This is a genomic window from Sinorhizobium sp. RAC02 (assembly GCF_001713395.1).
Taxonomy (GTDB): domain Bacteria; phylum Pseudomonadota; class Alphaproteobacteria; order Rhizobiales; family Rhizobiaceae; genus Shinella.
On record NZ_CP016450.1, the window covers coordinates 585,871 to 605,791 of the forward strand.

Sequence of the window (19,921 nt, forward strand, 5' to 3'; positions counted from 1 at the left end):
AATGGCCGATTTCGATCTCGTTCTGAAAGGCACCGTCGTTCTTGCCGACCGCATCGTCGAGGGCGGCCATGTCGCCGTGCGGGATGGCAAGGTGGTGCATGTCGGGCAGGGCGCGATGCCGGCGGCGAAGGAGCGGCATGACCTTTCCGGCGCGCTGATCCTGCCCGGGGCGATCGACGCCCAGGTCCATTCCCTGTCGCAGAAGAACCAGGAAGATTTCATCTGGTCGACGCGTTCGGCCGCCGCTGGTGGCGTCACGACCATCGTCGACATGCCCTATGACGAGGGCAACCTCGTCTGCTCGGCGGAAGCCGTGAATATCAAGGTCGACCACGCCTCGCCGCAGGCGCACGTCGATTTCGCGCTTTATGGCACGGTCGATCCCGAAGAGGGGCCGGCGCGCATCGGCGAGATGGTCGAGGCCGGCGTCGCCGCCTTCAAGTTCTCCACCTTCGGTACGGACCCGAAGCGTTTCCCACGGATTCCGGCGGCTCTGCTGGAAGACTGCTTCCGCTCCATAGCGCCAACGGGGCTGACGGCCGGCGTACACAACGAAGACGACGAGGCGGTGCGCGCGGCAATCGCCAAGGTGAAGGCTGCGGGCATCACCGATTATCGCGCACACGGAATGTCGCGCCCGCCGCTGACGGAGCTGCTCGCCTCCAACCAGATCTACGAGACGGGCGCCGAAACGGGTTGCCCCGCCCATGTGGTGCATTGCTCGCTCGGCCGCGGCTACGAGATCGCTGCCGCCTATCGTGCACAGGGTTTTCGCGCGACGATCGAGTGCTGCATTCACTACCTGACGCTCGACGAGGAAAACGACGTCGCCCGGCTGGGCGGCAAGGCGAAGATCAATCCGCCGATCCGCCCGCGCGCCGAAGTCGAAAAACTCTGGCGGCATGTCGCCGAGGGCAATGTGACGCTCGTTTCCACCGACCATGTCAGCTGGTCGGAAGACCGCAAGACCAATCCAGACATGCTGGCCAATGCCTCCGGCGTGCCGGGGCTGGAGGTCATGGTGCCGCTCTTCGTCAAGGGCGCGCTGGAGCGCGGTATTCCGCTGACGCGTGCGGCCGAACTGATGACGTTGAACCCGGCGCGGCATTTTCGCCTCGACCATGTGAAGGGCGCGCTGGAAGCCGGCAAGGATGCCGACATCACCGTGCTGACGCCCGAGCCCTATACCTATGATGCGGCTGCAAGCGGCCACAACGTGGTCGGCTGGTCGCCCTATAACGGCATCAAACTGCCGTGGCGTGTCTCGGCCACTTATCTGCGTGGTGTGCTCGCCTTCGATGGCACCAGGGTGCTGGCCGAACCCGGCACCGGCGCGTTCGTGCGGCCGCTGCCGACGCTTGTTTCCTCCGGTGCCCACTGATGGCGGCACCAAAAACCAATCTGCCGGTCGATCCTGCCCGCATCGCGGATGTGATCGACGGGCTTGCCCGGCTTACCGAGCCCGGCCGGCCTTATACGCGGCGTGCCTTTACCGCTCTGTTCCCGGCGGGGCGGGATTTTCTTCTCGAAAAGTTTCAGGCTGCGGGGCTTGAGACACGCATTGATGCCGCGGGCAATCTCACGGCGCGTCGACGGGGAAAAAAGCCGGGCCTTGGCACGATCATGCTCGGCTCGCACTCCGATACGGTGCCGGATGGCGGGCGTTACGACGGCATTGCCGGCGTGGCGGTGGCGCTGGAAGTGGCCCGCGCTTTGGCCGACCAGGGCATCGAACTCGACCATGATCTGGAGGTCGTCGATTTCCTTGCAGAGGAGGTCTCGATCTTCGGCGTCTCCTGCATCGGCAGCCGCGGCATGGCCGGCGTGCTGCCGGAGGACTGGTTTTTGCGCGAGAGTAACGGGCTGACGCTGGAACAGGGCATCCGCGATGCCGGTGGCGATCCGGCACGCATCCAGACCGAGGCGCGCAGGGACATTGCGGCTTTTCTCGAACTGCACATCGAGCAGGGGCCGGTGCTGGAAACCGAAAAACGCGATATCGGCGTGGTGACGGCGATTGCCGGCATCACGCGCATCGAGATCATCGTGCAGGGCCGCGCGGACCATGCCGGCACGACGCCGATGGGCAACCGCGCCGACGCGCTTGCCGCCGCCGCGCGGCTGGTGACAGGCATTGAGGCACTGGCGAAGTCGCTCTCCGACGGGCCAAATCATTTCACGGCGACGGTCGGCGAGTTCTCCATCGAGCCGAATGCCGCCAATGTCGTGCCGTCCCGCGCCCGCCTGCTGATCGACGCGCGGGCGGAAGACCGCACCGCGATGGACCAGTTCGCGGCATCGGTGGATCTGTTGGCGGAACAGCTTGCCCGTGAGACGGGTACGGTCATCGAGACGCCGCGCCGTATCTCCGACAACATGCCAACACCCGGCGATCCGCTGCTGCTCGACGTGCTGGACGCCGCCTGCGAAGCGGTGGGGGCAAGCCATCGTCGCATGGCCTCCGGTGCCGGGCACGACACCGCCTGGATGGCGCGGGTGACGCGGTCTGCGATGATCTTCGTGCCGTGCCTTGCAGGGCGCAGCCATGCGCCGGAAGAGTTCGCCGAGACGGATGATATCGCGCTTGGCGCGGCGGTGCTTCTTAACGCAGTGATTCAACTCGACGAAAAACTTCAGAAAGTGATTCAGGGAGACGTCTAATGGGCCGGATTCTAAAGGAAAAAGACGTCGAGGCGGCGGTCAAGGGCGGCTCGGTCTATGCCGCCGGTGGCGGCGGCTGGGCGGATCACGGCCGCATGCTGGGTTATGCCGCGGTGTCGATCGGCAAGCCCGAACTGGTCTCCATCGATGAGCTTTCGGACGACGACTGGGTGGCGACGGCTGCCGCCATCGGTGCGCCCGCCTCGACCACGCCGTGGGAAATGCGCGGCGTCGATTATGTAAAGGCGGTGGAGCTTTTGCAGGAGGCGCTCGGCGAAAAGGTCGCGGCGCTGATGGTCGGGCAGAACGGCAAATCCTCGACGCTGAACGGCTGGCTGCCCTCGGCCATCCTCGGCACGAAGGTGCTGGATGCGGTGGGTGACATGCGCGCGCATCCGACCGGCGACATGGGCTCGATCGGCATGGCCGGCTCGCCCGAACAGATGATCCAGACCGCCGTCGGCGGAAACCGTGACGAGAACCGCTATATCGAGCTTGTCGTTCGCGGCGCGACCGCAAAAGTCTCGCCGATCCTGCGCACGGCCTCGGATATGTCCGGCGGCTTCATCGCCTCCTGCCGCAACCCGTTGCGCGCCTCTTACGTCCGCAGGAATGCGGCCCTCGGCGGCATTTCGCTGGCGCTGACGCTCGGCGAGGCGATCATTGCCGCGGAAGGCAAGGGCGGCTCGGCGATTATCGATGCGATGGTCAAGACGACGGGTGGTTCGATCCTCTCTGAAGGCACGATCACCGACAAGTCGGTGGTCTACACCAAGGAGGCTTTCGACATCGGCACGGTGACGCTCGGCAAGGGCGACAAGGCGACGGTTCTGCATGTGATGAACGAATACATGGCGGTGGAGTCGGCCGAGGGTAAACGGCTTGCCACCTTCCCGGACGTCATCACCACGCTCTCGCCGGACGGCGAGCCGCTGAGCGTTGGCCAACTCCAAGTCGGCATGAACGTTTTCGTGCTGCATGTGCCGAAGACCATCATCCCGCTCGCCTCCAGCGTGCTCGACCCGACCGTCTATCCGTCGGTCGAGAAGGCGATGGGCATTGATCTGGTGAGCTACGCGCTTGCCTGAGGCACAGCCGTACAGAGATTTTAGGAGATAGCGATGCCGAAGCCGAATGCGCGTCATCCGAACTACCCAATCCCCAGCGGTCCAACGCTGCGCGCCAAGGGCTGGCGACAGGAGGCCTTGCTGCGGCTTCTCGAAAACGTGCTGTCGGTCGGTGAGGATCCGGACAATCTCATCGTCTATGCCGCGCTCGGCAAGGCGGCGCGCAACTGGGCGGCGCACAGGGCGATCGTCAAGGCGCTGACGGAAATGGACGAGGACCAGACGCTGGTCATCCAGTCCGGCAAACCGGTCGGGCTCTTGAAGACCCATGCCAAGGCACCGCTCGTCATCATGGCGAACTGCAATATCGTCGGGCAGTGGGCAAAGGCTGAGGTGTTTTATGAACTCCAGCGCAAAGGGCTGATCTGCTGGGGCGGGCTGACGGCGGGTGCCTGGCAATATATCGGCAGCCAGGGCGTCATTCAGGGCACCTACGAAATCTTCATGCGCATTGCGGAGAAGCGGTTCGGCGGTAGCCTGGCCGGGCGCTTCATCCTCACTGCCGGGCTTGGCGGCATGGGTGGCGCGCAACCGCTTGCCGGCCGCATGGCGGGTGCGGCCATTCTCTGCGTCGATATCGATCCGGCGCGCGCGGCGGCTCGCAAGGCCGTCGGTTATCTGGAACATGTGGCGCCGGATCTCGATACGGCGCTTGCGATGATCGACGAGGCCGTAAAGGACAAGCGGGCGACCTCGATCGGCCTCGTCGGCAATGCGGCGGAGATCTATCCGGAAATCGCCCGGCGCGGCATCGTGCCTGACATCGTTACCGACCAGACCTCGGCGCACGACCTCGTCTACGGCTATGTGCCGAAGGGCATGAGCCTCGACCAGGTGAAGGGGCTGCGCGACGACGGGCAGGGGCAGTTGATGGCGGCAAGCCGGGCCTCGATCGTCGAGCATGTGTCTGCCATGCTGGACTTCCAGAAACGCGGCTCCGAGGTTTTCGACAATGGCAACCTTATCCGCACGCAGGCGCGGGAAGGCGGCGTTTCGAACGCCTTCGACATTCCGATTTTTACCGAAGCCTACCTCCGCCCGCTCTTTGCACGGGCGATTGGCCCGTTCCGCTGGATGGCGCTGTCCGGCGAGGAGAGCGATATCGCGCGTATCGACGACCTCGTCATGGACATGTTTCCGGACAACCAGATCGTCACCAACTGGATTCGCCTTGCCCGCAAGAACGTGCCTTTCGAAGGGCTGCCGGCGCGCATCGCCTGGCTCGGTCATGGCGAACGCACGGAGCTGGCGTTGGCGGTCAACCGGCTGGTGGCGGCTGGCGAACTCAAGGGGCCGATCGCTTTTTCGCGCGATCATCTCGATGCCGGCGCCATGGCGCATCCGAACATCATGACGGAGCGCATGAAGGACGGTTCGGACGCCATAGCCGATTGGCCACTGCTGGATGCCATGTTGCTGTGCTCCTCGATGGCCGATCTTGTCGTCGTGCATTCCGGCGGGGGCGGTTATGCCGGCTATATGACGAGCTGCGGTGTCACACTGGTCGCCGATGGCACGGAAGCCGGGGCAGAGCGGCTGGAAAATGCGCTGACGAACGACACCTCGCTCGGGGTGATCCGGTATGCCGATGCTGGCTACGACGAATCGTTCGACGAGATCGAGAAGAAGCAGATCGGCCATGTCAGGATCGGCAACGCCTGAGGGGTGAAATGCTGTTCAAGGCGAAGATGCTTGAAAGGATCGGGAGAGGCGAGGTGAAGCTCGCCTTTCGGCGCTGGGCGAAGCCCACCGTGCGGGCTGGCGGCACGCTGCGGACCGCGGCGGGCGTGCTTGCCATCGACAGCATTGAAAGGGTGGACCTCGATACCGTCTCGGCAGGGGATGTCCAGGCGGCGGGTTACGTCTCACGGGAAGAACTCGCGCGGGATCTTCGACCCGAGGGTGCGCTCTATCGGATCGCCTTCCATGTCGCCGGCAAGGACCCGCGGGAGAACCTGCGTGAAAACGATACGCTCGACCCAGGTGAAATCGCGGCCTTGAAGGGGGCGCTTGCGAAGCTCGACAGGAAGGGCGAATGGACGAGCGCGGCTCTTTGCATGATCGCGGAACGGGACGGTCGGACGGCCGCAGAGATAGCCGAACGCCTCGATATGGAGAAGCTGACGCTCAAGCGAAAGATACGCCAGCTCAAGGAGTTGGGGCTGACGGAAAGCCTGGCTGTCGGCTACCGGCTTTCGCCGCGCGGACACGCTTTCGTGAACGGCAGTCGTTAGGAATCGTGAGAGCTTTCGAGCCTAAGTACCTGAAATGTCGACTCTGCCGTAAACCTCGCATTTAACATTTCGCGGTAATCTTCCGTTAGTAATTCCGTCCATGTGTCGAAAGGGCGGGGCCTTCGGTTAGTTTTGCGTGCGGGTGCCTATGCGTCTTTCGGTCCTTTCAGCGGTCCTTCTTGGCTGTGCCTCCATGGCCGGCTGTGCGTCGAGCTCGAATCCCGAGGCGGCGCTGTCGATAAAACCGTCGGCGGAAGTCACCAGCTCTGTTTCCAAGGGCAACAGCCCCGTTCCTGAAGTCGCCGTCGGTGAAAGCCGGGTGAAGGCGGATGGCGCGGAAATGCTGGCCTGGGTCGGGCCGGGGCCGGGCAGTGACGTCTTCGAATCCGTCACGAAACAATCGGCGGTTCCCTCCGAGCGGCCGGAAGATGCGATTACCGCCATCGAGACGCCGTCGGAAGGACGGTCGCGTAAGCGTTCACGCGTCTACAGCCAGCAGTTCCGCGATGCCCACCCGATCAATTTCGGCAAGCGCGCGCCAAAACACTATCAGGTGCACGGCGTCGACGTGTCCCGCTGGCAGGGTGATATCGACTGGATGAAGCTGCGCACGCAGGGCGCCAACTTCGCCTTCATCAAGGCGACGGACGGCGGCGACCACCTTGACCCGATGTTCCAGAAGAACTGGCGCAAGGCCAAGGAAGCCGGCATCCGGCGCGGCGCCTATCACTTCTTCTACTGGTGCCGGGTTGCAAGCTCGCAGGCCGAATGGTTCATTCGCAACGTACCGAGGGATCCCGACGCGCTGCCGCCGGTGATTGACGCGGAATATAACGGTGAATCGAGCTGCAAGAAGCGCCTGACGCGCGCGCAGTACGTCGAGAAGATCAAGGTCTTCTCCGACATGCTGGAACGCCACTACGGCAAGCGGCCGATCATCTATACGGCGCCGGATTTCTATGAGGACAACCTCTCCGGTGAGCTCAAGAACCATCCGTTCTGGCTGCGCTCGGTCGCGGCGCACCCGTCCAAGCGCTACCCGAACCGCCGCTGGATGTTCTGGCAGTATTCCGGTTCCGGCCTGTCGCATGGCGTCGAGGGCAAGATCGACCTGAACGTCTTTGCCGGCAGCGAGAACGACTGGCACAACTGGCTGAACGGCCAGTCGAACACGCGGTCAGCCAGCCTCGACTAAACCTTGGTAAGCCCTATGCGACCGATGGGGACGGTCTATTTCTGCTTCTGCGGATAGATCGTCTCGCCGCGTTTCAGCATGGCCACGAAAGTGTCGACGTTTCGCTTGCGCGCGGCATCCGTCTTGATGTTGTGCATGCGAAAGGCCAGCGCAAAGCGGTTCTGTTCGGTGAGCTTGCCGAACAGCTCCTTCGCTGCCGGCTCCGCGTCGATGGCTGTCTGGAGGTCGGGCGGGATTTTCAGGTCCTTGCCGCTGCCGTAGGCCTTGTCCCAGCGGCCGTCCGCCTTTGCGGCGTCCACCTGTTTGAGGCCGTGTTCGGTCATCCGGCCATCGGCGATCAGTCTGCCGACCGTCTCGACATTCTTCTTGCTCCACACGCTCTTCTTGCCGCGCGGGCAGTAGCGCTGGAAGAAGCTCTTCTCGTCCAGTCCCTTGCGGATGGCATCGATCCAGCCCCAGCACAGCACGGCCTCGATAGCCTCTTCCGCGTTTATGGATTTCAGGCCGGAGCCGCGCTTTTGGATCTTGATCCAGACTTCGGGAGCGGTGTCATGGTTTTCGGCAAGCCAGCGATATAAGCTGTCCGGGTCGGCGAATTCCCGGACATGGGCAGGGTTGATTTCCACAGGCGCCATCGCGTTTTTCCCCTTGTCGACCACCGGACGTGGCCGCTTTGCATCGCTCGGGCGGAATGAACGACCGGTGCCGCGAATGTGATGCCTTTGCTTCTTGCCAGCCGACCTGTCGTTTGGCTAGCCATCGGTTTCAATCTGTCTATCCCATTGGAGTCTTATCGAGAATGCCTACGGTGTGCTCATTGTCGCGCAGAGCCTTTTTCCTCGGCGCTGCGGCGACGCTTGCGGGCTGCGCAACCACGGAAACGTCGGTCAAGGTCGCGCCGGTACCGCAAAAGGTCAGTTATCCCATCGTACCGGCAGCGGACGAGGAACTGGCGGCGCGCTATGCGGCCGTCGAGGACGGCGGTCATCTCATCCCCGCCATCCCCTATACGAAGATCGATCCGAAATATTATCGACAGCGCGTGAAGGACCCGACCGGCGAGGCGCCGGGCACCGTGGTCGTCGATACGCCCGGCCGCTTCCTCTACGTGGTGGAGCCGGGTGGCACGGCCATGCGCTATGGCGTCGGCATCGGCCGCGACGGCTTTGCCTGGGAAGGCGAGGGCATCATTCACTGGCGCCAGCCCTGGCCGCGCTGGAAGGTGCCGGCCGACATGATCGCGCGTACGCCGAGCCTTGCAAAATACTCCGTCGAGAATGGCGGCATGGAGCCGGGTATCAAGAACCCGCTCGGAGCGCGCGCGCTCTACATCTTCCAGAACGGCAAGGACACGCTTTATCGCCTGCACGGCTCGCCGGACTGGGCGTCGATCGGCAAGGCGACCTCGTCGGGCTGCGTGCGGTTGATCAATCAGGATGTGCTCGATCTCTACAAGCGCGTGCCCTATCACGCCCGCATCGTCGTGCATCAGGGGCCGATGGGGGCTGCGGCCGGCGCTTAAAGCAATTCCAGCAAAAGTGCGCAGCGGTTTTGCGTTCGGAAGTGCGTAAAAACAAAGAGATAGAGCTTTTCCGCGATTCGAAGAAAAGCGGAAATGTTCTAAGTGACGGTCTCGCCGCCGTCGACGACAAGGATCTGGCCGGTCATGTAGCTTGACCGGTCGGAGACGAGGAAGAGGATCGGTTCGGCGATCTCCTCCACATCGGCCCATCGGCCCATCGGCACCTTTTCCTTGATATAGGCCTCGATCGCCTCGCGCCCGCCCATCTGGGTGATGAAGGGCGCGTTGAAGGGCGTGTCGACCCAGCCGGGGCAGAGCGCGTTGACGCGGATGCCGTGCCCGGCATAGTCGCCGGCCATCTGCTTGGTCATGGCGATGACGGCGTGCTTCGTCGTCGTATAGGCGATCATCTCGCGGTCGTAGAGCACGCCGGAGGAGGAGGCGGTGTTGAGGATGACGCCCTTGCCCTGCGCCTTCATGGCCGGCATGACGAGGCGGGCCGCCATCAGGTGGGCGCGCACATTGAGGTTCCAGGAAAGATCCAAACCATCGAGCGGCACGCTTTCGAGGTCGCCGGCAACTTGAGCGCCCGCATGGTTGTGTAGGATATCGACGCGGCCATGGCGGGAGAGCACTCCGGCGACCGCCATCTTCAGTTCCACGTCGTCGGTGACGTCGACGATGACCGCCTCCGCCTTGCCGCCATCCGCGCGGATGAAATCGACGGTCTCGGCGGCACGCGTCTCGTTGAGGTCTGCAACGCAGACCGTGGCGCCCTCGCGCGCCATGATGCGCGCGCCGGCCCGGCCGATGCCGGAGCCCGCTCCTGTGATAATGGCGACACGGTTCTTCAGGATCATCGGTCTCACTCCCCGGCAGTCGTTTTTCTGGTTTTTTCCCGCATCAGCACGCGGGCAATCACGATCAACAGCAGCGATGCGACCAGAACCATGGTGGCGATGGCGTTGACCTCCGGCGTCACGCCGCGGCGAATCGAAGCGAAGACATAGATCGGCAACGTCGTCTTCGAGCCCGCGACAAAGAATGCCACGATGAAATCGTCGAAGGAAAAGGTGAAGGCGAGCAGGAAGCCGGCGAGCACGGAGGGCAGGATCTGCGGCAGCACGATCTGGCGAAACGTCGTCAGTGGCGTGGCATAGAGATCGGCCGACGCCTCGACGATATCGCGCCCGAGCGTGGCGATGCGGGCCTTCACGATCATGGTGACGAGCGCCATGGTGAAGAGACCATGTGCGGCTATGATCGAGCCATAGCCGAGGCCGAACTGCGGCGGCCTTTCGCCGGGCCACAGGCCGGCGATGGCCGGATTGATGACGCCAAAGACCGCGACGAGCGCCACCAGTGTTGCAATGCCGATCACCACGCCCGGCACGACGATCGCTGCGGCAAGAAGGCCATCGAACACCGCGCGGGCGCGGCTTCCCAGCCGTTCGAGACCAAGGGCTGCCATCGTGCCGAAGACGGCGGCGAGCGTGGCGCTGACGACGGCGATGATCAGGCTGTTTTGCAGCGCGGTGACGAGGAACGGATTGGCCAGCGCCTTGCCGTACCATTGCGCGGAGAATCCGGTGAACTCGCTCGCATTGCGCCCTGCATTGAAGGAGAACAGCACGACGAGCGCGATCGGCGCATAGAGGAAGAGGTAGACGGAAGTGATCAGAGCGCGCATCAGACGAGGTCCACCTGTCTGGTGCCGGAAATGCGCCAGGCGATGCGCATCGCGACCATCAGCACCACCACGACCACGGCGACGAGTGTCACGGCAATCGCCGAGCCGAACGGCCAGTTGCGCGATTGCAGGAAGAGGTCGACCAGCGCGTTACCGATGAAGAACACCTTTCCGCCGCCCAGAAGCTGCGGAATGAGATACTCGCCGAGCAGCAGGATGGTGACGAGTGCCACGCCCGTCATGACGCCCGGCAGCGAGAGCGGCAGGGTGACGGAGAAAAAGGTCGAGACCGGTTTTGCGCCAAGATCGGCAGAGGCCTCCAGCAGCCGGAGGTCGAGTTTTTCGAGGCTGACATAGATCGGCATGATCATCAGCGGCAGGTAGCCGTAGACGATGCCGAGCAATACGGCGCCCGGTGTGTTGAGCAGGCGGACGTCCGCGATGCCGATCATGTCGAGCAGGTTCGGGAGGCCGCGCGAACCGAGGATGTACATCCAGGCATAGGTGCGCACGAGCAGGCTCGTCCAGAACGGCACGACGACCAGCGAGACGAGCAGCAGGCGATACCGCGGGGGTGCTTTGACCGCGAGGTAATAGGCCGTCGGGTAGGCGACGATCAGGCAGACAAAGGCGCCGACGGGCGCCAGCAGCAGCGTGTTCCAGTAGGCGGCGGCGCGGGCCGGCAGGTTGGCATATTGCGCGAAGGTGAAGGCCGGCTGGTATCCGCCCGCCGGTCCGCGCTCGCCGACGGAAAACACCACCATGGCGATGAAGGGCAGCACGAGGAAGACGAACAGCCAGAGGGACGCCGGCGCCAGCAGCGCCGTCGTCACCAATCGTCTCTTCGTCGTCATCGTCAGGGGCATAACTTCGGGTCCTGTTGCGTATTCATCCGGCCAGCCTGCCGCTGGTTCCTCGTGTGCGGCAGGGCACTCGGGTATGTGGTTGCCACTTTCCCCTTCTCCCCGCCGGGGAGAAGGGGCCCCGAAGGGGCGGATGAGGGGGCAAGCGTGCCGTCTTTCGCCGGCGCCCCCTCATCCCGCTGCCGCGACCTTCTCCCCGCGGGGGAGAAGGGGCAGGAAGCACCCTTCGAATTCCATAAGCGGTTGCCTCGCCGCTTGGGGCTCTGTCCGCGCCGACTACGCCGACTTGAACCGCGCCATCAGCTCCGCACGCGCCGGGTCGGTCAACGTCACCGCGGCGCCGAATTCCAGCGGCGTCAGGGCTGCTTCGTCCGGATAGACGATCTTGTTGCTGGTGATGTCCGCCGGCAGCAGCGACATTACGCGGCTGTCGGTCGTCGGCGCGCCGTTGGCGATGTGTTCCTTGACGGCGTTCTGCGGGTCCATCAGGAAGTTGAGCAGCGCATAGCCGGCCGGCTTGTTGGCGGCGCTCTTCGGAACCGCGTAGAAATCCGACCAGATCTCGCCGCCGTCCGTGCCCAGCACGAACTGGATTTCCGGAATGTCGCGGTTGAGCTGCGCGCCGTCATTGGTCCAGCACATGGTCATCCACGCGTCGGAAGCCCGCATGGAGGGCTGGTAGTCGCTGTTGATGGCGTAGAGGTGCGGCTTGACCTTGATCAGCAGTTCTTCCGCCTTGGCAAGTTCTTCCGCCTTCACAGAATTGAACGAGAAGCCGAGCGAGACGAGGGCATTGCCGATGGTGGTGAGCTGGTAATCGTGCACCATGGCGCGGCCGTCGGCCTCGGTCATGGCGAGTTCGAAGAAGTCCTTCCAGCTAGTGACCTTCGACTTCATCTTGTCGGAGTTGAAGGCGATGCCCGTCGTGCCCCAGTTCTTCGGCAGGGCGAAAACCTTGCCGTCGACGGTCCCTTCGTTGGTGAAGCGGGTGTTCTGCGTCTTCGGGTCGAAATTCGGCACCTTGGCGAGGTCGATCGGGTCGATCAGGCCGAGGCTCACATAGGTGGAGATCGTGTAGTTGGTCGGCACGAAGAGGTCCCAGCCGGTGCCGCCGGCCTGAAGCTTCGCCAGCATCTCTTCGTTCGAACCGAAGACGTTGACCTCGACGGCCACGCCGGTCGCCGCCGTGAAGGCTTCGAAGGTCGCCGGGTCGTGGTAGTTCGGCCAGGTGGCGAGCGACATGGTGGAGCCGAGGTCTTCGGCCGCATGGGCTTCGGAGGTGAAGAGGCCCGGCTGGCGGGCGAGAACCGCTGCGGCAAGGCCAAGACCCGTGACGCCGAGAAAATGGCGGCGCGTAACCGAGCCGCGCTTCAGGCGCATAAATTCTTCCGTCAGGTCACGGGCGCTGATCGGGGCATTCTCTCTGAACCATTTCGACATCACACTGTTCCCTTGTTGTTGTGACGGGCCTGTTTCCCTCAGGCTGGAAAGATATGCGCAGTGCCGGGATCGAAGCTTATTGCGACCCGCTCGCCCGGTGCGACGAGGTCGTTTTCTGACTGGCTGTGGCGTTCGGCGGTGACCAGCAGGTCGCCGAGACCGGCGACCGAGACGGAATATTCGGCCGCCGAGCCGAGGAAGATGCGATGGGTGACGATGCCTTCGAGTGCAGCGCCCTCGGCCTGACGGGACAGGCGGATTGCCTCCGGCCGCAACGCGACGGTGACGGCGCCGGGGGCAAGCTCGCTGCGGGAGGCGGCAAGCGCCGAACCGTTGCGGAGGCGCACGGTGCCGCCGGCTTCCAGTATGCCATCGAGGCGGTTCGTCTTGCCGACGAAGTCGGCGACAAAGAGATCGGCCGGGCGGTCGTAGACTTCCTGCGGCGTGGCGAGCTGGCGGATGCTGCCGGCGCTCATCACGCAAACGAGGTCGCTCATCGAGAGCGCCTCTTCCTGATCGTGGGTGACGAGCACGAAGGTGATGCCGAGGTCGCGTTGAAGGGTTTGAAGCTCGATCTGCATGGCGGAGCGCAGCTTCTTGTCGAGGGCCGCTAGCGGCTCGTCGAGCAGCAGCACCGAGGGCTTGTTGACGAGGGCGCGGGCAAGCGCCACGCGCTGTTGCTGGCCGCCCGACATTTCATGGATGCGGCGCTTGGCAAAACCGGAAAGGCGGACCATCTCCAGCGCCTCGCCGACGCGGCGGGAAATCTCCGCCGCCGGCAGTTTCGGCCGAAGCTGCTTCAGGCCGTAGGCGACGTTCTGCTCGACATCGAAGTGCGGGAAGAGGGCGTATTGCTGGAACACCATGTTGACGGGGCGTCGATAGGCCGGCACGCCATTGACGACGCTGCCGGCGATCAACACCTCGCCTTCGCTCGGCTGCTCGAAGCCGCCGATCATGCGCAGACAGGTGGTCTTGCCGCAGCCGGAGGGGCCAAGCAGCGCCACGAAGGCGCCCTTCGGCACGGCGAGGTTGATGTCGGAGACCGCGGTCACCGCGCCATAGCGCTTGGTCACCGAACGGAACTCGATGTCGTTCGTTGGGGCGGATGTCACGTCTGTTCCCTGCGGTTGTTGGTCTCTCAGCGATCTTTGCCGCTATGGCCACCGTCAACTCGAATGCTAGTCAGCGGCCTGCCGGTTGGTATATACCCCGAGAGAGGTATTTTATCCATAAATCGGCTGTGGGAGGAGTATATCCCTGCGACGGCGGCAGAGGTTTACCGCGCGCGGAACTGGGGAGCAGAAACGCCATGCAGGTCGATTTCAAGGCACTTTTCCATACGCTTGCCGACTGGACGGCGGCTGCGGAGACGTCGGATCGGAAGACGGGCGAAACCTTGCTGGCAATGATGCGGGCGCTCGTGCGCTTCGACGACATGGTCATCTTCGCCTATCGCGACAAGGCCCGGCCAATCGACCTGTTCAGCACCTTCGATGCGGATGACCATCATGTCTTCGTGACGCTTTACCAGGCCGGACCCTATTTGCTCGATCCGTTCTACCACACGGCGCGTGCGGCCCGGGCCGGCGTGTTCCGCATGCGCGAGCTGGCGCCGGATCGCTTCTTCTCCAGCGAATATTACCGCACTTACTACTCTCAGACCCGGCTTGCCGAAGAGCTCGGCTTCTTTGTGCCGACCGCCGATGGTGTCACGGTCGTTGTCTCGTTGATGCGGCGGGAGAAGACCGGCATCTTCCCGGCTGCGGAATACGGGTTGCTTAACGATGTGGAACCCTTCGCCACCGCCTTCGTGCGCCGGGCCTGGGGTGATCTAGCTGGGCGCTTTGCGGATACGGGGCAGGGGCGCGGACGGCGCAGTGAGCCGGTGAGTGCGGCGGACCGCGTCTGGCGTAGGCTCAATCTTACGGACCGCGAGGCCTCGATCATCGAACTGGTGCTGCAGGGCCATTCGTCGGAATCGATCGGGCTGAAGCTCGATATCTCGACCGGTACGGTGAAGGTCCACCGCCGTAACGTCTACCGCAAGCTCGGGATTTCCTCGCAGATCCAGTTGCTGTCGATTTATCTGAAGAACTTGCAATCCTAGTCAGGACGACAAACCCTGGTCAGGGTTGGGAAAGCACGCCTCGTCCTCCTCCGTCATCCTCGGGCTTGGCCCGAGGATCCATGCGGCAGGTGTGGCGTGGATGGTCGGGTCAGGCCCGACCATGACGGAGAGTGGGACGGAGCTCGCCAACAAAAAAGCCCGGCATCGCTGCCGGGCTCCCTTGAGTCTTTTCAACGGTTTGCCACCTCATCCTGTCGGATTGAGTCAGGCCATTGAGATGTTGATTCAAGCGACGGAAGCGAGCGCCACCTGCGCGCGGGCGTCGATGATCTGGCGGGCGGCGTTGGCGGCTTCCTTGCCCTTGAGGACGAAGTGCTCGCGAAAAAACGCGATGTGGGCTTCCGATTCCTGGAAGTTGTGCGGGGTCAGCACGGCCGACAGCACCGGCACGTTGGTGTCGAGGCCGACGCGCACGATGGCATCGACGACCGTGCCGGCGACGAAATCGTGACGGTAGATGCCGCCGTCGACGACGAGCGCAACGCCGAGGATGGCGGAATAGCGGCCGGTCTTTGCAAGAAGCTGGGCGTGCAGCGGGATTTCCAGCGCGCCCGGTACGTCGATCACGTCGACATCTTCGGCGCGGCCGCCGAGCGCTGCCCATTCGGCAACGAAGGAGTTGACCGCCTGGTCGACGATGCCGGCGTGCCAGCGGGCACGGATGACGGCGATCCGGGAGGAGGGGGTGGCATTCGCATTCATGTCTAGGCCTTTCAAGGGTTGAGCCATTTTTCAATGATCCCCTTGGGCGAACACGCATGAGGCACGCTGACCCACCTTGCGGCGGGTGCCTCCTGCTTGCTCTCTTCCATCCGGACTATGACCGTCGGCTCCGGCATCGCACCGGATCTGCTGACCCTTCCGTTTTGGCGGAAGGCGCTCGCGGGCTCCGGAATGCTTCCTGTCGGGAAGAATGGCCGATACCGCCGGTGGGGAGTTTCACCCCGCCCTGAGAACGATGGAAGCTTAGCCGGCCACCGCACGGAGATCAAATCCGCAGGCGACGGAAAACGCACAATTCACGACAGATTTTTCCAAGCCTTCTGCAAGGCTTGGAATGAAACTGCCGTCTTAGTCGCGGATAATGAGGAGGTCGCCAGCGGTGAAGCGCAGTGTCGACGTTTCACCGACGGCCGGCGGCACCAGGCCGGGGCTGTTGAACATGTCGAAGGAGATGATGGCATCCCCCACCTTCATGCGGGTGCGGATGACCGAACCGAGGAAGTTGGAGGAGGTGACCTCGCCGGTCAGCGCCGTGTCGCCCTTGGCGTCGGGTGCCGTCGAGCCGGCTTCCGGACGCAGCGCCAGCGAAACCGTGTCACCGGCCTTCAAGGCGCCGAGCGGCTCGCGCAACGTCACACCCTGGTCGCCGATCGAGATGCGGTTCGTCGCCGGATCGACGACCTTCGCCTCGATAAGGTTCAGCGTACCGACGAAGTTCGCGACGAAGCGGGTGGCCGGGCGGTTGTAGATATCGGCCGGCTTGCCGATCTGGTCGGCCTTGCCGGCATTCATCACGACGATGCGGTCGGAGATCGACAGCGCCTCTTCCTGGTCGTGCGTGACGAAGACCGTGGTGATGCCGAGCTGTTGCTGGATCATGCGGATTTCTTCGCGCAGCGAGACGCGGATCTTGGCGTCGAGCGCGGAGAGCGGTTCGTCGAGCAGCAGAACCTGCGGCTTCGGCGCGAGCGCGCGGGCGAGCGCCACGCGCTGCTGCTGGCCGCCGGACATCTGGTAGGGGTAACGGTCGGCCAGATGATCAAGCTTGATGAGGCCGAGCATTTCCTTCACACGGGCGTCGATCTCGGCTTTCGGCCGGCCGGCGACCTTGAGGCCGAAGGCGACGTTTTCCGCGACGTTCATGTTGGGGAAAAGCGCGTAAGCCTGGAAGACCATGCCGATGTTGCGCTGGTTCGGGCGCAGGTTCACCTGGCTCTTGCCATCGATGGTGATGCCGCCGCCCGAGGGGGTCTCGAAGCCGGCGATCATGCGCAGCACGGTGGTCTTGCCGCAACCCGATGGTCCGAGGAACGAGACGAACTCGCCCTTTTCGATCGACATGTTGAAGTCCTTGACGACCTGCACGGGGCCAAAGGACTTCTGGATGCTGGTGAGGGTGAGAAAGCTCATGAAAGATCCTTAGGCGGCGCTTTGCGCGCCCTTCTGGAAACGGGAAACAAGCTGGATCAAGCCGAGGCAGCCCCAGGTCAAGGCGAAGGACATCACGGCGAGCGCCGCCGGTTCATAGGCACGGTTGGCGCCGAGCAGCTGCATGTAAGGGCCGAAGGCCGGACGGTTGAGCAGGGCGGCCATGGTGAACTCGCCGATGACGATGGCGAAGGTCAGGAAGGCGCCGGAGAGAACCGCGACCAGCACGTTCGGCAGGATGATCTTTGCCAGGATCGTCGTCCAGCCGGCGCCGAGGCTCTGGGCCGCTTCGGTCAGCGTGGCGATGTCGATGGAGCGCAGACCAGTATCGACCGAGCGGTACATGTAGGGCAGCGACAGCGTTGCGTAGCCGAACATCAGGAGGATGTTCGTGCCGGTGATCGAGCCGGTCAGCGGCAGCCAGCTCGACGTGTTGTAGAGCCGGATGTAACCGAACACGATGACGATCGCCGGGATGACCAGCGGCAGCAGCGTAATGAACTCGATATAGGGGCGAAGGCCCGGCAGCTTCAGGCGCACCCAGTAGGCAGTGGGTACCACCAGCAGCACGCCGAAGATGATCGTCGCGAGCGCCATCAGGATCGAGTAGGTGAAGGTTTCCTGGAAGCGTGGGTCGCCGAGCACGACCGCATAGGCGTCGAACGAATAGACGCCGCGACGCATCTTCAAGGAGAAATTGGTCATGCCGAGCAGCGGCAGGATGAAATAGAGCAGCCCGAAGATGAGGGCGCCCCAGGCCCAGAACTTCTTCATTTCAGCCACCTTTCGCTGCGGGCGCGAAGCCAGATGTAGATCGTGTTGGCGATGCCGGTGACGACGATCATGCCGAAGGCCAGCGCATAGCCGAGATGCGGATTGCCAAGCACGTCGCCGCGGATCTGCGCGAACAGCAGGATCGGTACGATGTTGAGCGAGGAGCCGGTCAGCGCGATCGCCGTCGCAACAGCGCCGAAGGCATTGGCGAAGAGCAGCGCCAGCGTACCGAGGAAGGACGGCAGCAGGATCGGGAAGGCGACCATGCGCCAGTATTGGGTATTGGTCGCACCAAGGATCTGGGCGGCTTCGCGCCACTCGCGCTTCAGGCCGTCGAGGGCCGGCGTAATGATGAGGATCATCAGCGGGATCTGGAAGAACAGGTAGGTGACCGTCAGGCCCCAGAAGGAGAGGATGTTGAAGCCGAGTGCGCGCAGGTCGATGCCGATCTGCGTCTTCAGGAACACGGTCAGAAGGCCGACCGGGCCGAGCGTCGCGAGAAAGGCGAAGGCGAGCGGCACGCCAGCGAAATTGGAGGCGACGCCGGAGAAGGTCAGCAGTGGGCCGCGGATCCATTTCGGCAGGCCGCCGAGCACCGCGGCGGCAGCGACGGAAAAGCCGATCAGGCAGCCGAGAAGCGCGGAGGCGATGCTGATCTTGATCGAGATCCAGTAAGCCGAAAGGATCGACGTGGTGAAGAGGCCACGGATGTTGTCCAGGGTGAAGCTTCCGTCCGGTGTCTGGAAGGCGCCGATGACGATGCGCATCGTCGGCATGATCAGGAACAACAGGACGAAGATCGCGAACGGTGCCGCGCCCAGCCAATGCAGCGGGAGGCGGAAGGGCGCTCGCGTTTGAGGTGTCGCGGCTGAGCTGTCTGATGACATTAAGAAAACCTCGAGAGGGTTGCCGTCATTGGCATACCGCAGACGTCGCCCCGGCCTGATGACCGGGGCGACGCAGGATGTCGTTTACTGCACGTTCGCGCCGACGACGGAATCCCAGGCGCCGGTCACAGCGGCCTTGTTGGCGTCTACTTCCTCGAGCGTCGGGAAGTAGGCCTTTTCATAGGATGCTGCCGGCGGCAGGGCGTCGATCAGGTCCTGCGGAACCTTGCCGGCCTTGACCATGGCGTTGAAGCGTGCCGGGTGGCAATAGCCCTTCAGCCAGCCGAGCTGACCTTCGTCGGAGTAGAGGTGCTCCATCCACAGCTTGGCAGCGTTCGGGTGCGGCGCGTAGGCCGAGATACCCTGAACGTAGACGCCGGCGAGAACGCCCGATGCCGGAACGACGACTTCGGTCGGCGGGTTGCCGTTGAGGGTCTTGGCCCAGCCGAGTGCGTTGTAGTCCCAGGCGATGACGATCGGGGTCGAACCCTGAGCGAGCGTGCCCGACTTGCCGATGACCGGAACGAAGTTGCCGGCCTTGTTCAGCTCGGCGAAGTAGGCGAGGCCAGCTTCACCGGCTTCCTTGCCGGACTTTGCACCCTTGCCGAGGCCGGCGGCGAGAACACCGAGAATGGCCTGGTTCGACGCGCGCGGGTCGCCGGCGAGGGCAACCTGTCCGGCATATTCCGGCTTCAGGAGGTCGGCCCAGTCCTTCGGCGTGTTGGCAACGAGGTCCTTGTTCACCAAAAGCGACATCACGCCGTAGTAGTCGCCGTACCAGAAGCCTTCGGCGTCCTTGATGGTATCCGGGATTTCGTCCCAGGTGGAGACCTTGTAGGGCTGCAGCAGGCCTTCGGCCTTTGCCTGCGGACCGAAGGCGAGGCCGACGTCGATCACGTCGGGCGACTGCGGGCCCTTGTTGTCCTTGTTGGCCTTGATCGCTTCGACTTCATCGGCCGAACCGGCGTCAGGGTTGAGTTCGTTGACCTGGATTTCCGGGTACTTCGCCTTGAAGGAGGCGATGACGTCACCGTAGCCGCACCAGTCGTGCGGCAGTGCGATCGTCGTCAGCATGCCTTCCTTTTTCGCAGCTTCGATGAGCTCGGCGCTCGGCTCGGCGAGGGCGAGCGACGGAAGCGCTATCGCCAGGGCAGTGGAGAGCGAAAGCAGACGTTTCGTTTGTGACATCACGGGTGTTCTCCTTTGGTGTGTCAGTCAACTTCGGCGAAGCTGATACTGGTGGCAG

At 63.5% G+C, this 19,921-nt stretch carries 19 protein-coding genes and 1 riboswitch; of the genes, 8 read left to right on the forward strand and 11 right to left on the reverse strand.

Features of this window, described 5'->3' with window-relative positions:
- The first annotated feature begins 1 nt into the window (after position 1).
- The 6 genes from ertD to BSY16_RS02785 all read left to right on the forward strand — a co-directional run bounded on the left by ertD (position 2) and on the right by BSY16_RS02785 (position 7,217).
- Positions 2-1,381: a hydantoin-5-propionate amidohydrolase gene (gene ertD / locus BSY16_RS02760; protein WP_069058254.1), complete on the forward strand. Its 1,380-nt coding sequence runs from the start codon at positions 2-4 to the stop codon at positions 1,379-1,381.
- A complete protein-coding gene (locus BSY16_RS02765) occupies positions 1,381-2,661 on the forward strand; it encodes a Zn-dependent hydrolase (RefSeq protein ID WP_069058255.1) in 1,281 nt (426 codons plus the stop codon). The genes ertD and BSY16_RS02765 overlap by 1 nt, the downstream gene beginning before the upstream one ends.
- Positions 2,661-3,749, forward strand: a complete 1,089-nt coding sequence (gene ertC / locus BSY16_RS02770) for a thiohydantoin desulfurase (RefSeq protein ID WP_069058256.1) — start codon at positions 2,661-2,663, stop codon at positions 3,747-3,749. The genes BSY16_RS02765 and ertC overlap by 1 nt, the downstream gene beginning before the upstream one ends.
- 33 nt (positions 3,750-3,782) lie before the next feature.
- Positions 3,783-5,450, forward strand: coding sequence for a thiourocanate hydratase (ertB, locus tag BSY16_RS02775; protein ID WP_069058257.1), 1,668 nt, complete (start codon positions 3,783-3,785; stop codon positions 5,448-5,450).
- Positions 5,451-5,503: 53 nt separating this feature from the next.
- On the forward strand, positions 5,504-6,022 hold the full coding sequence (locus BSY16_RS02780) for a helix-turn-helix domain-containing protein (RefSeq protein ID WP_286157173.1): 519 nt from the start codon (positions 5,504-5,506) through the stop codon (positions 6,020-6,022).
- A gap of 148 nt (positions 6,023-6,170) precedes the next feature.
- A complete protein-coding gene (locus BSY16_RS02785) occupies positions 6,171-7,217 on the forward strand; it encodes a glycoside hydrolase family 25 protein (RefSeq protein ID WP_069058259.1) in 1,047 nt (348 codons plus the stop codon).
- Positions 7,218-7,252: 35 nt separating this feature from the next.
- On the opposite strand, the gene BSY16_RS02790 is transcribed toward BSY16_RS02785, so the two are convergent.
- A complete protein-coding gene (locus BSY16_RS02790; protein ID WP_069058260.1) occupies positions 7,253-7,852 on the reverse strand; it encodes a YdeI/OmpD-associated family protein in 600 nt (199 codons plus the stop codon).
- Positions 7,853-8,016: 164 nt separating this feature from the next.
- Here BSY16_RS02790 and BSY16_RS02795 point away from each other — a divergent pair, with 164 nt between their 5' ends.
- Positions 8,017-8,739, forward strand: coding sequence for a L,D-transpeptidase (locus tag BSY16_RS02795; RefSeq protein WP_069058261.1), 723 nt, complete (start codon positions 8,017-8,019; stop codon positions 8,737-8,739).
- 98 nt (positions 8,740-8,837) lie between these two features.
- Here BSY16_RS02795 and BSY16_RS02800 read toward each other — a convergent pair whose 3' ends face one another.
- From BSY16_RS02800 to BSY16_RS02820, 5 genes are all read right to left on the reverse strand, one after another.
- Complete coding sequence (locus tag BSY16_RS02800) at positions 8,838-9,599, reverse strand: SDR family NAD(P)-dependent oxidoreductase (protein ID WP_069058262.1); 762 nt, start codon at positions 9,597-9,599, stop codon at positions 8,838-8,840.
- Between the two features lie 5 nt (positions 9,600-9,604).
- Entirely contained in the window at positions 9,605-10,429 is an 825-nt protein-coding gene (locus BSY16_RS02805; RefSeq protein ID WP_069058263.1) for an ABC transporter permease, read from the reverse strand.
- The gene (locus BSY16_RS02810) at positions 10,429-11,295 is read right to left on the reverse strand and encodes an ABC transporter permease (RefSeq protein WP_069058264.1); all 867 of its coding nucleotides are present in this window, start codon (positions 11,293-11,295) and stop codon (positions 10,429-10,431) included. The genes BSY16_RS02805 and BSY16_RS02810 overlap by 1 nt, the downstream gene beginning before the upstream one ends.
- 273 nt (positions 11,296-11,568) lie before the next feature.
- A complete protein-coding gene (locus BSY16_RS02815) occupies positions 11,569-12,732 on the reverse strand; it encodes a polyamine ABC transporter substrate-binding protein (RefSeq protein ID WP_069058265.1) in 1,164 nt (387 codons plus the stop codon).
- Between the two features lie 38 nt (positions 12,733-12,770).
- Positions 12,771-13,847, reverse strand: coding sequence for an ABC transporter ATP-binding protein (locus tag BSY16_RS02820; protein ID WP_069058266.1), 1,077 nt, complete (start codon positions 13,845-13,847; stop codon positions 12,771-12,773).
- A 197-nt stretch (positions 13,848-14,044) separates the two neighbouring features.
- Here BSY16_RS02820 and BSY16_RS02825 point away from each other — a divergent pair, with 197 nt between their 5' ends.
- Entirely contained in the window at positions 14,045-14,842 is a 798-nt protein-coding gene (locus BSY16_RS02825; protein WP_069058267.1) for a helix-turn-helix transcriptional regulator, read from the forward strand.
- A gap of 246 nt (positions 14,843-15,088) precedes the next feature.
- Here BSY16_RS02825 and BSY16_RS02830 read toward each other — a convergent pair whose 3' ends face one another.
- The 5 genes from BSY16_RS02830 to BSY16_RS02850 all read right to left on the reverse strand — a co-directional run bounded on the left by BSY16_RS02830 (position 15,089) and on the right by BSY16_RS02850 (position 19,863).
- Positions 15,089-15,565: a 6,7-dimethyl-8-ribityllumazine synthase gene (locus BSY16_RS02830; RefSeq protein WP_069058268.1), complete on the reverse strand. Its 477-nt coding sequence runs from the start codon at positions 15,563-15,565 to the stop codon at positions 15,089-15,091.
- 94 nt (positions 15,566-15,659) lie between these two features.
- Positions 15,660-15,824: riboswitch (FMN riboswitch) on the reverse strand.
- 110 nt (positions 15,825-15,934) lie between these two features.
- The gene (locus BSY16_RS02835; RefSeq protein WP_069058269.1) at positions 15,935-16,996 is read right to left on the reverse strand and encodes an ABC transporter ATP-binding protein; all 1,062 of its coding nucleotides are present in this window, start codon (positions 16,994-16,996) and stop codon (positions 15,935-15,937) included.
- 9 nt (positions 16,997-17,005) lie between these two features.
- A complete protein-coding gene (locus BSY16_RS02840) occupies positions 17,006-17,788 on the reverse strand; it encodes an ABC transporter permease (protein ID WP_069058270.1) in 783 nt (260 codons plus the stop codon).
- Positions 17,785-18,675, reverse strand: a complete 891-nt coding sequence (locus BSY16_RS02845) for an ABC transporter permease (RefSeq protein ID WP_069058271.1) — start codon at positions 18,673-18,675, stop codon at positions 17,785-17,787. The genes BSY16_RS02840 and BSY16_RS02845 overlap by 4 nt, the downstream gene beginning before the upstream one ends.
- A gap of 84 nt (positions 18,676-18,759) precedes the next feature.
- Complete coding sequence (locus BSY16_RS02850) at positions 18,760-19,863, reverse strand: ABC transporter substrate-binding protein (RefSeq protein WP_493106925.1); 1,104 nt, start codon at positions 19,861-19,863, stop codon at positions 18,760-18,762.
- Positions 19,864-19,921 lie beyond the last annotated feature (58 nt).

Coding starts and splice junctions, on each gene's coding strand:
- BSY16_RS02845 (WP_069058271.1), bottom strand. CDS start 18,675: ATGTCATCAGACAGCTCAGCCGCGACACCTCAAACGCGAGCGCCCTTC.
- BSY16_RS02800 (WP_069058262.1), bottom strand. CDS start 9,599: ATGATCCTGAAGAACCGTGTCGCCATTATCACAGGAGCGGGCTCCGGC.
- BSY16_RS02790 (WP_069058260.1), bottom strand. CDS start 7,852: ATGGCGCCTGTGGAAATCAACCCTGCCCATGTCCGGGAATTCGCCGAC.
- BSY16_RS02765 (WP_069058255.1), top strand. CDS start 1,381: ATGGCGGCACCAAAAACCAATCTGCCGGTCGATCCTGCCCGCATCGCG.
- BSY16_RS02810 (WP_069058264.1), bottom strand. CDS start 11,295: ATGCCCCTGACGATGACGACGAAGAGACGATTGGTGACGACGGCGCTG.
- BSY16_RS02835 (WP_069058269.1), bottom strand. CDS start 16,996: ATGAGCTTTCTCACCCTCACCAGCATCCAGAAGTCCTTTGGCCCCGTG.
- ertD (WP_069058254.1), top strand. CDS start 2: ATGGCCGATTTCGATCTCGTTCTGAAAGGCACCGTCGTTCTTGCCGAC.
- BSY16_RS02785 (WP_069058259.1), top strand. CDS start 6,171: ATGCGTCTTTCGGTCCTTTCAGCGGTCCTTCTTGGCTGTGCCTCCATG.
- ertB (WP_069058257.1), top strand. CDS start 3,783: ATGCCGAAGCCGAATGCGCGTCATCCGAACTACCCAATCCCCAGCGGT.
- ertC (WP_069058256.1), top strand. CDS start 2,661: ATGGGCCGGATTCTAAAGGAAAAAGACGTCGAGGCGGCGGTCAAGGGC.
- BSY16_RS02850 (WP_493106925.1), bottom strand. CDS start 19,863: ATGTCACAAACGAAACGTCTGCTTTCGCTCTCCACTGCCCTGGCGATA.
- BSY16_RS02825 (WP_069058267.1), top strand. CDS start 14,045: ATGCAGGTCGATTTCAAGGCACTTTTCCATACGCTTGCCGACTGGACG.
- BSY16_RS02830 (WP_069058268.1), bottom strand. CDS start 15,565: ATGAATGCGAATGCCACCCCCTCCTCCCGGATCGCCGTCATCCGTGCC.
- BSY16_RS02805 (WP_069058263.1), bottom strand. CDS start 10,429: ATGCGCGCTCTGATCACTTCCGTCTACCTCTTCCTCTATGCGCCGATC.
- BSY16_RS02840 (WP_069058270.1), bottom strand. CDS start 17,788: ATGAAGAAGTTCTGGGCCTGGGGCGCCCTCATCTTCGGGCTGCTCTAT.
- BSY16_RS02815 (WP_069058265.1), bottom strand. CDS start 12,732: ATGTCGAAATGGTTCAGAGAGAATGCCCCGATCAGCGCCCGTGACCTG.
- BSY16_RS02795 (WP_069058261.1), top strand. CDS start 8,017: ATGCCTACGGTGTGCTCATTGTCGCGCAGAGCCTTTTTCCTCGGCGCT.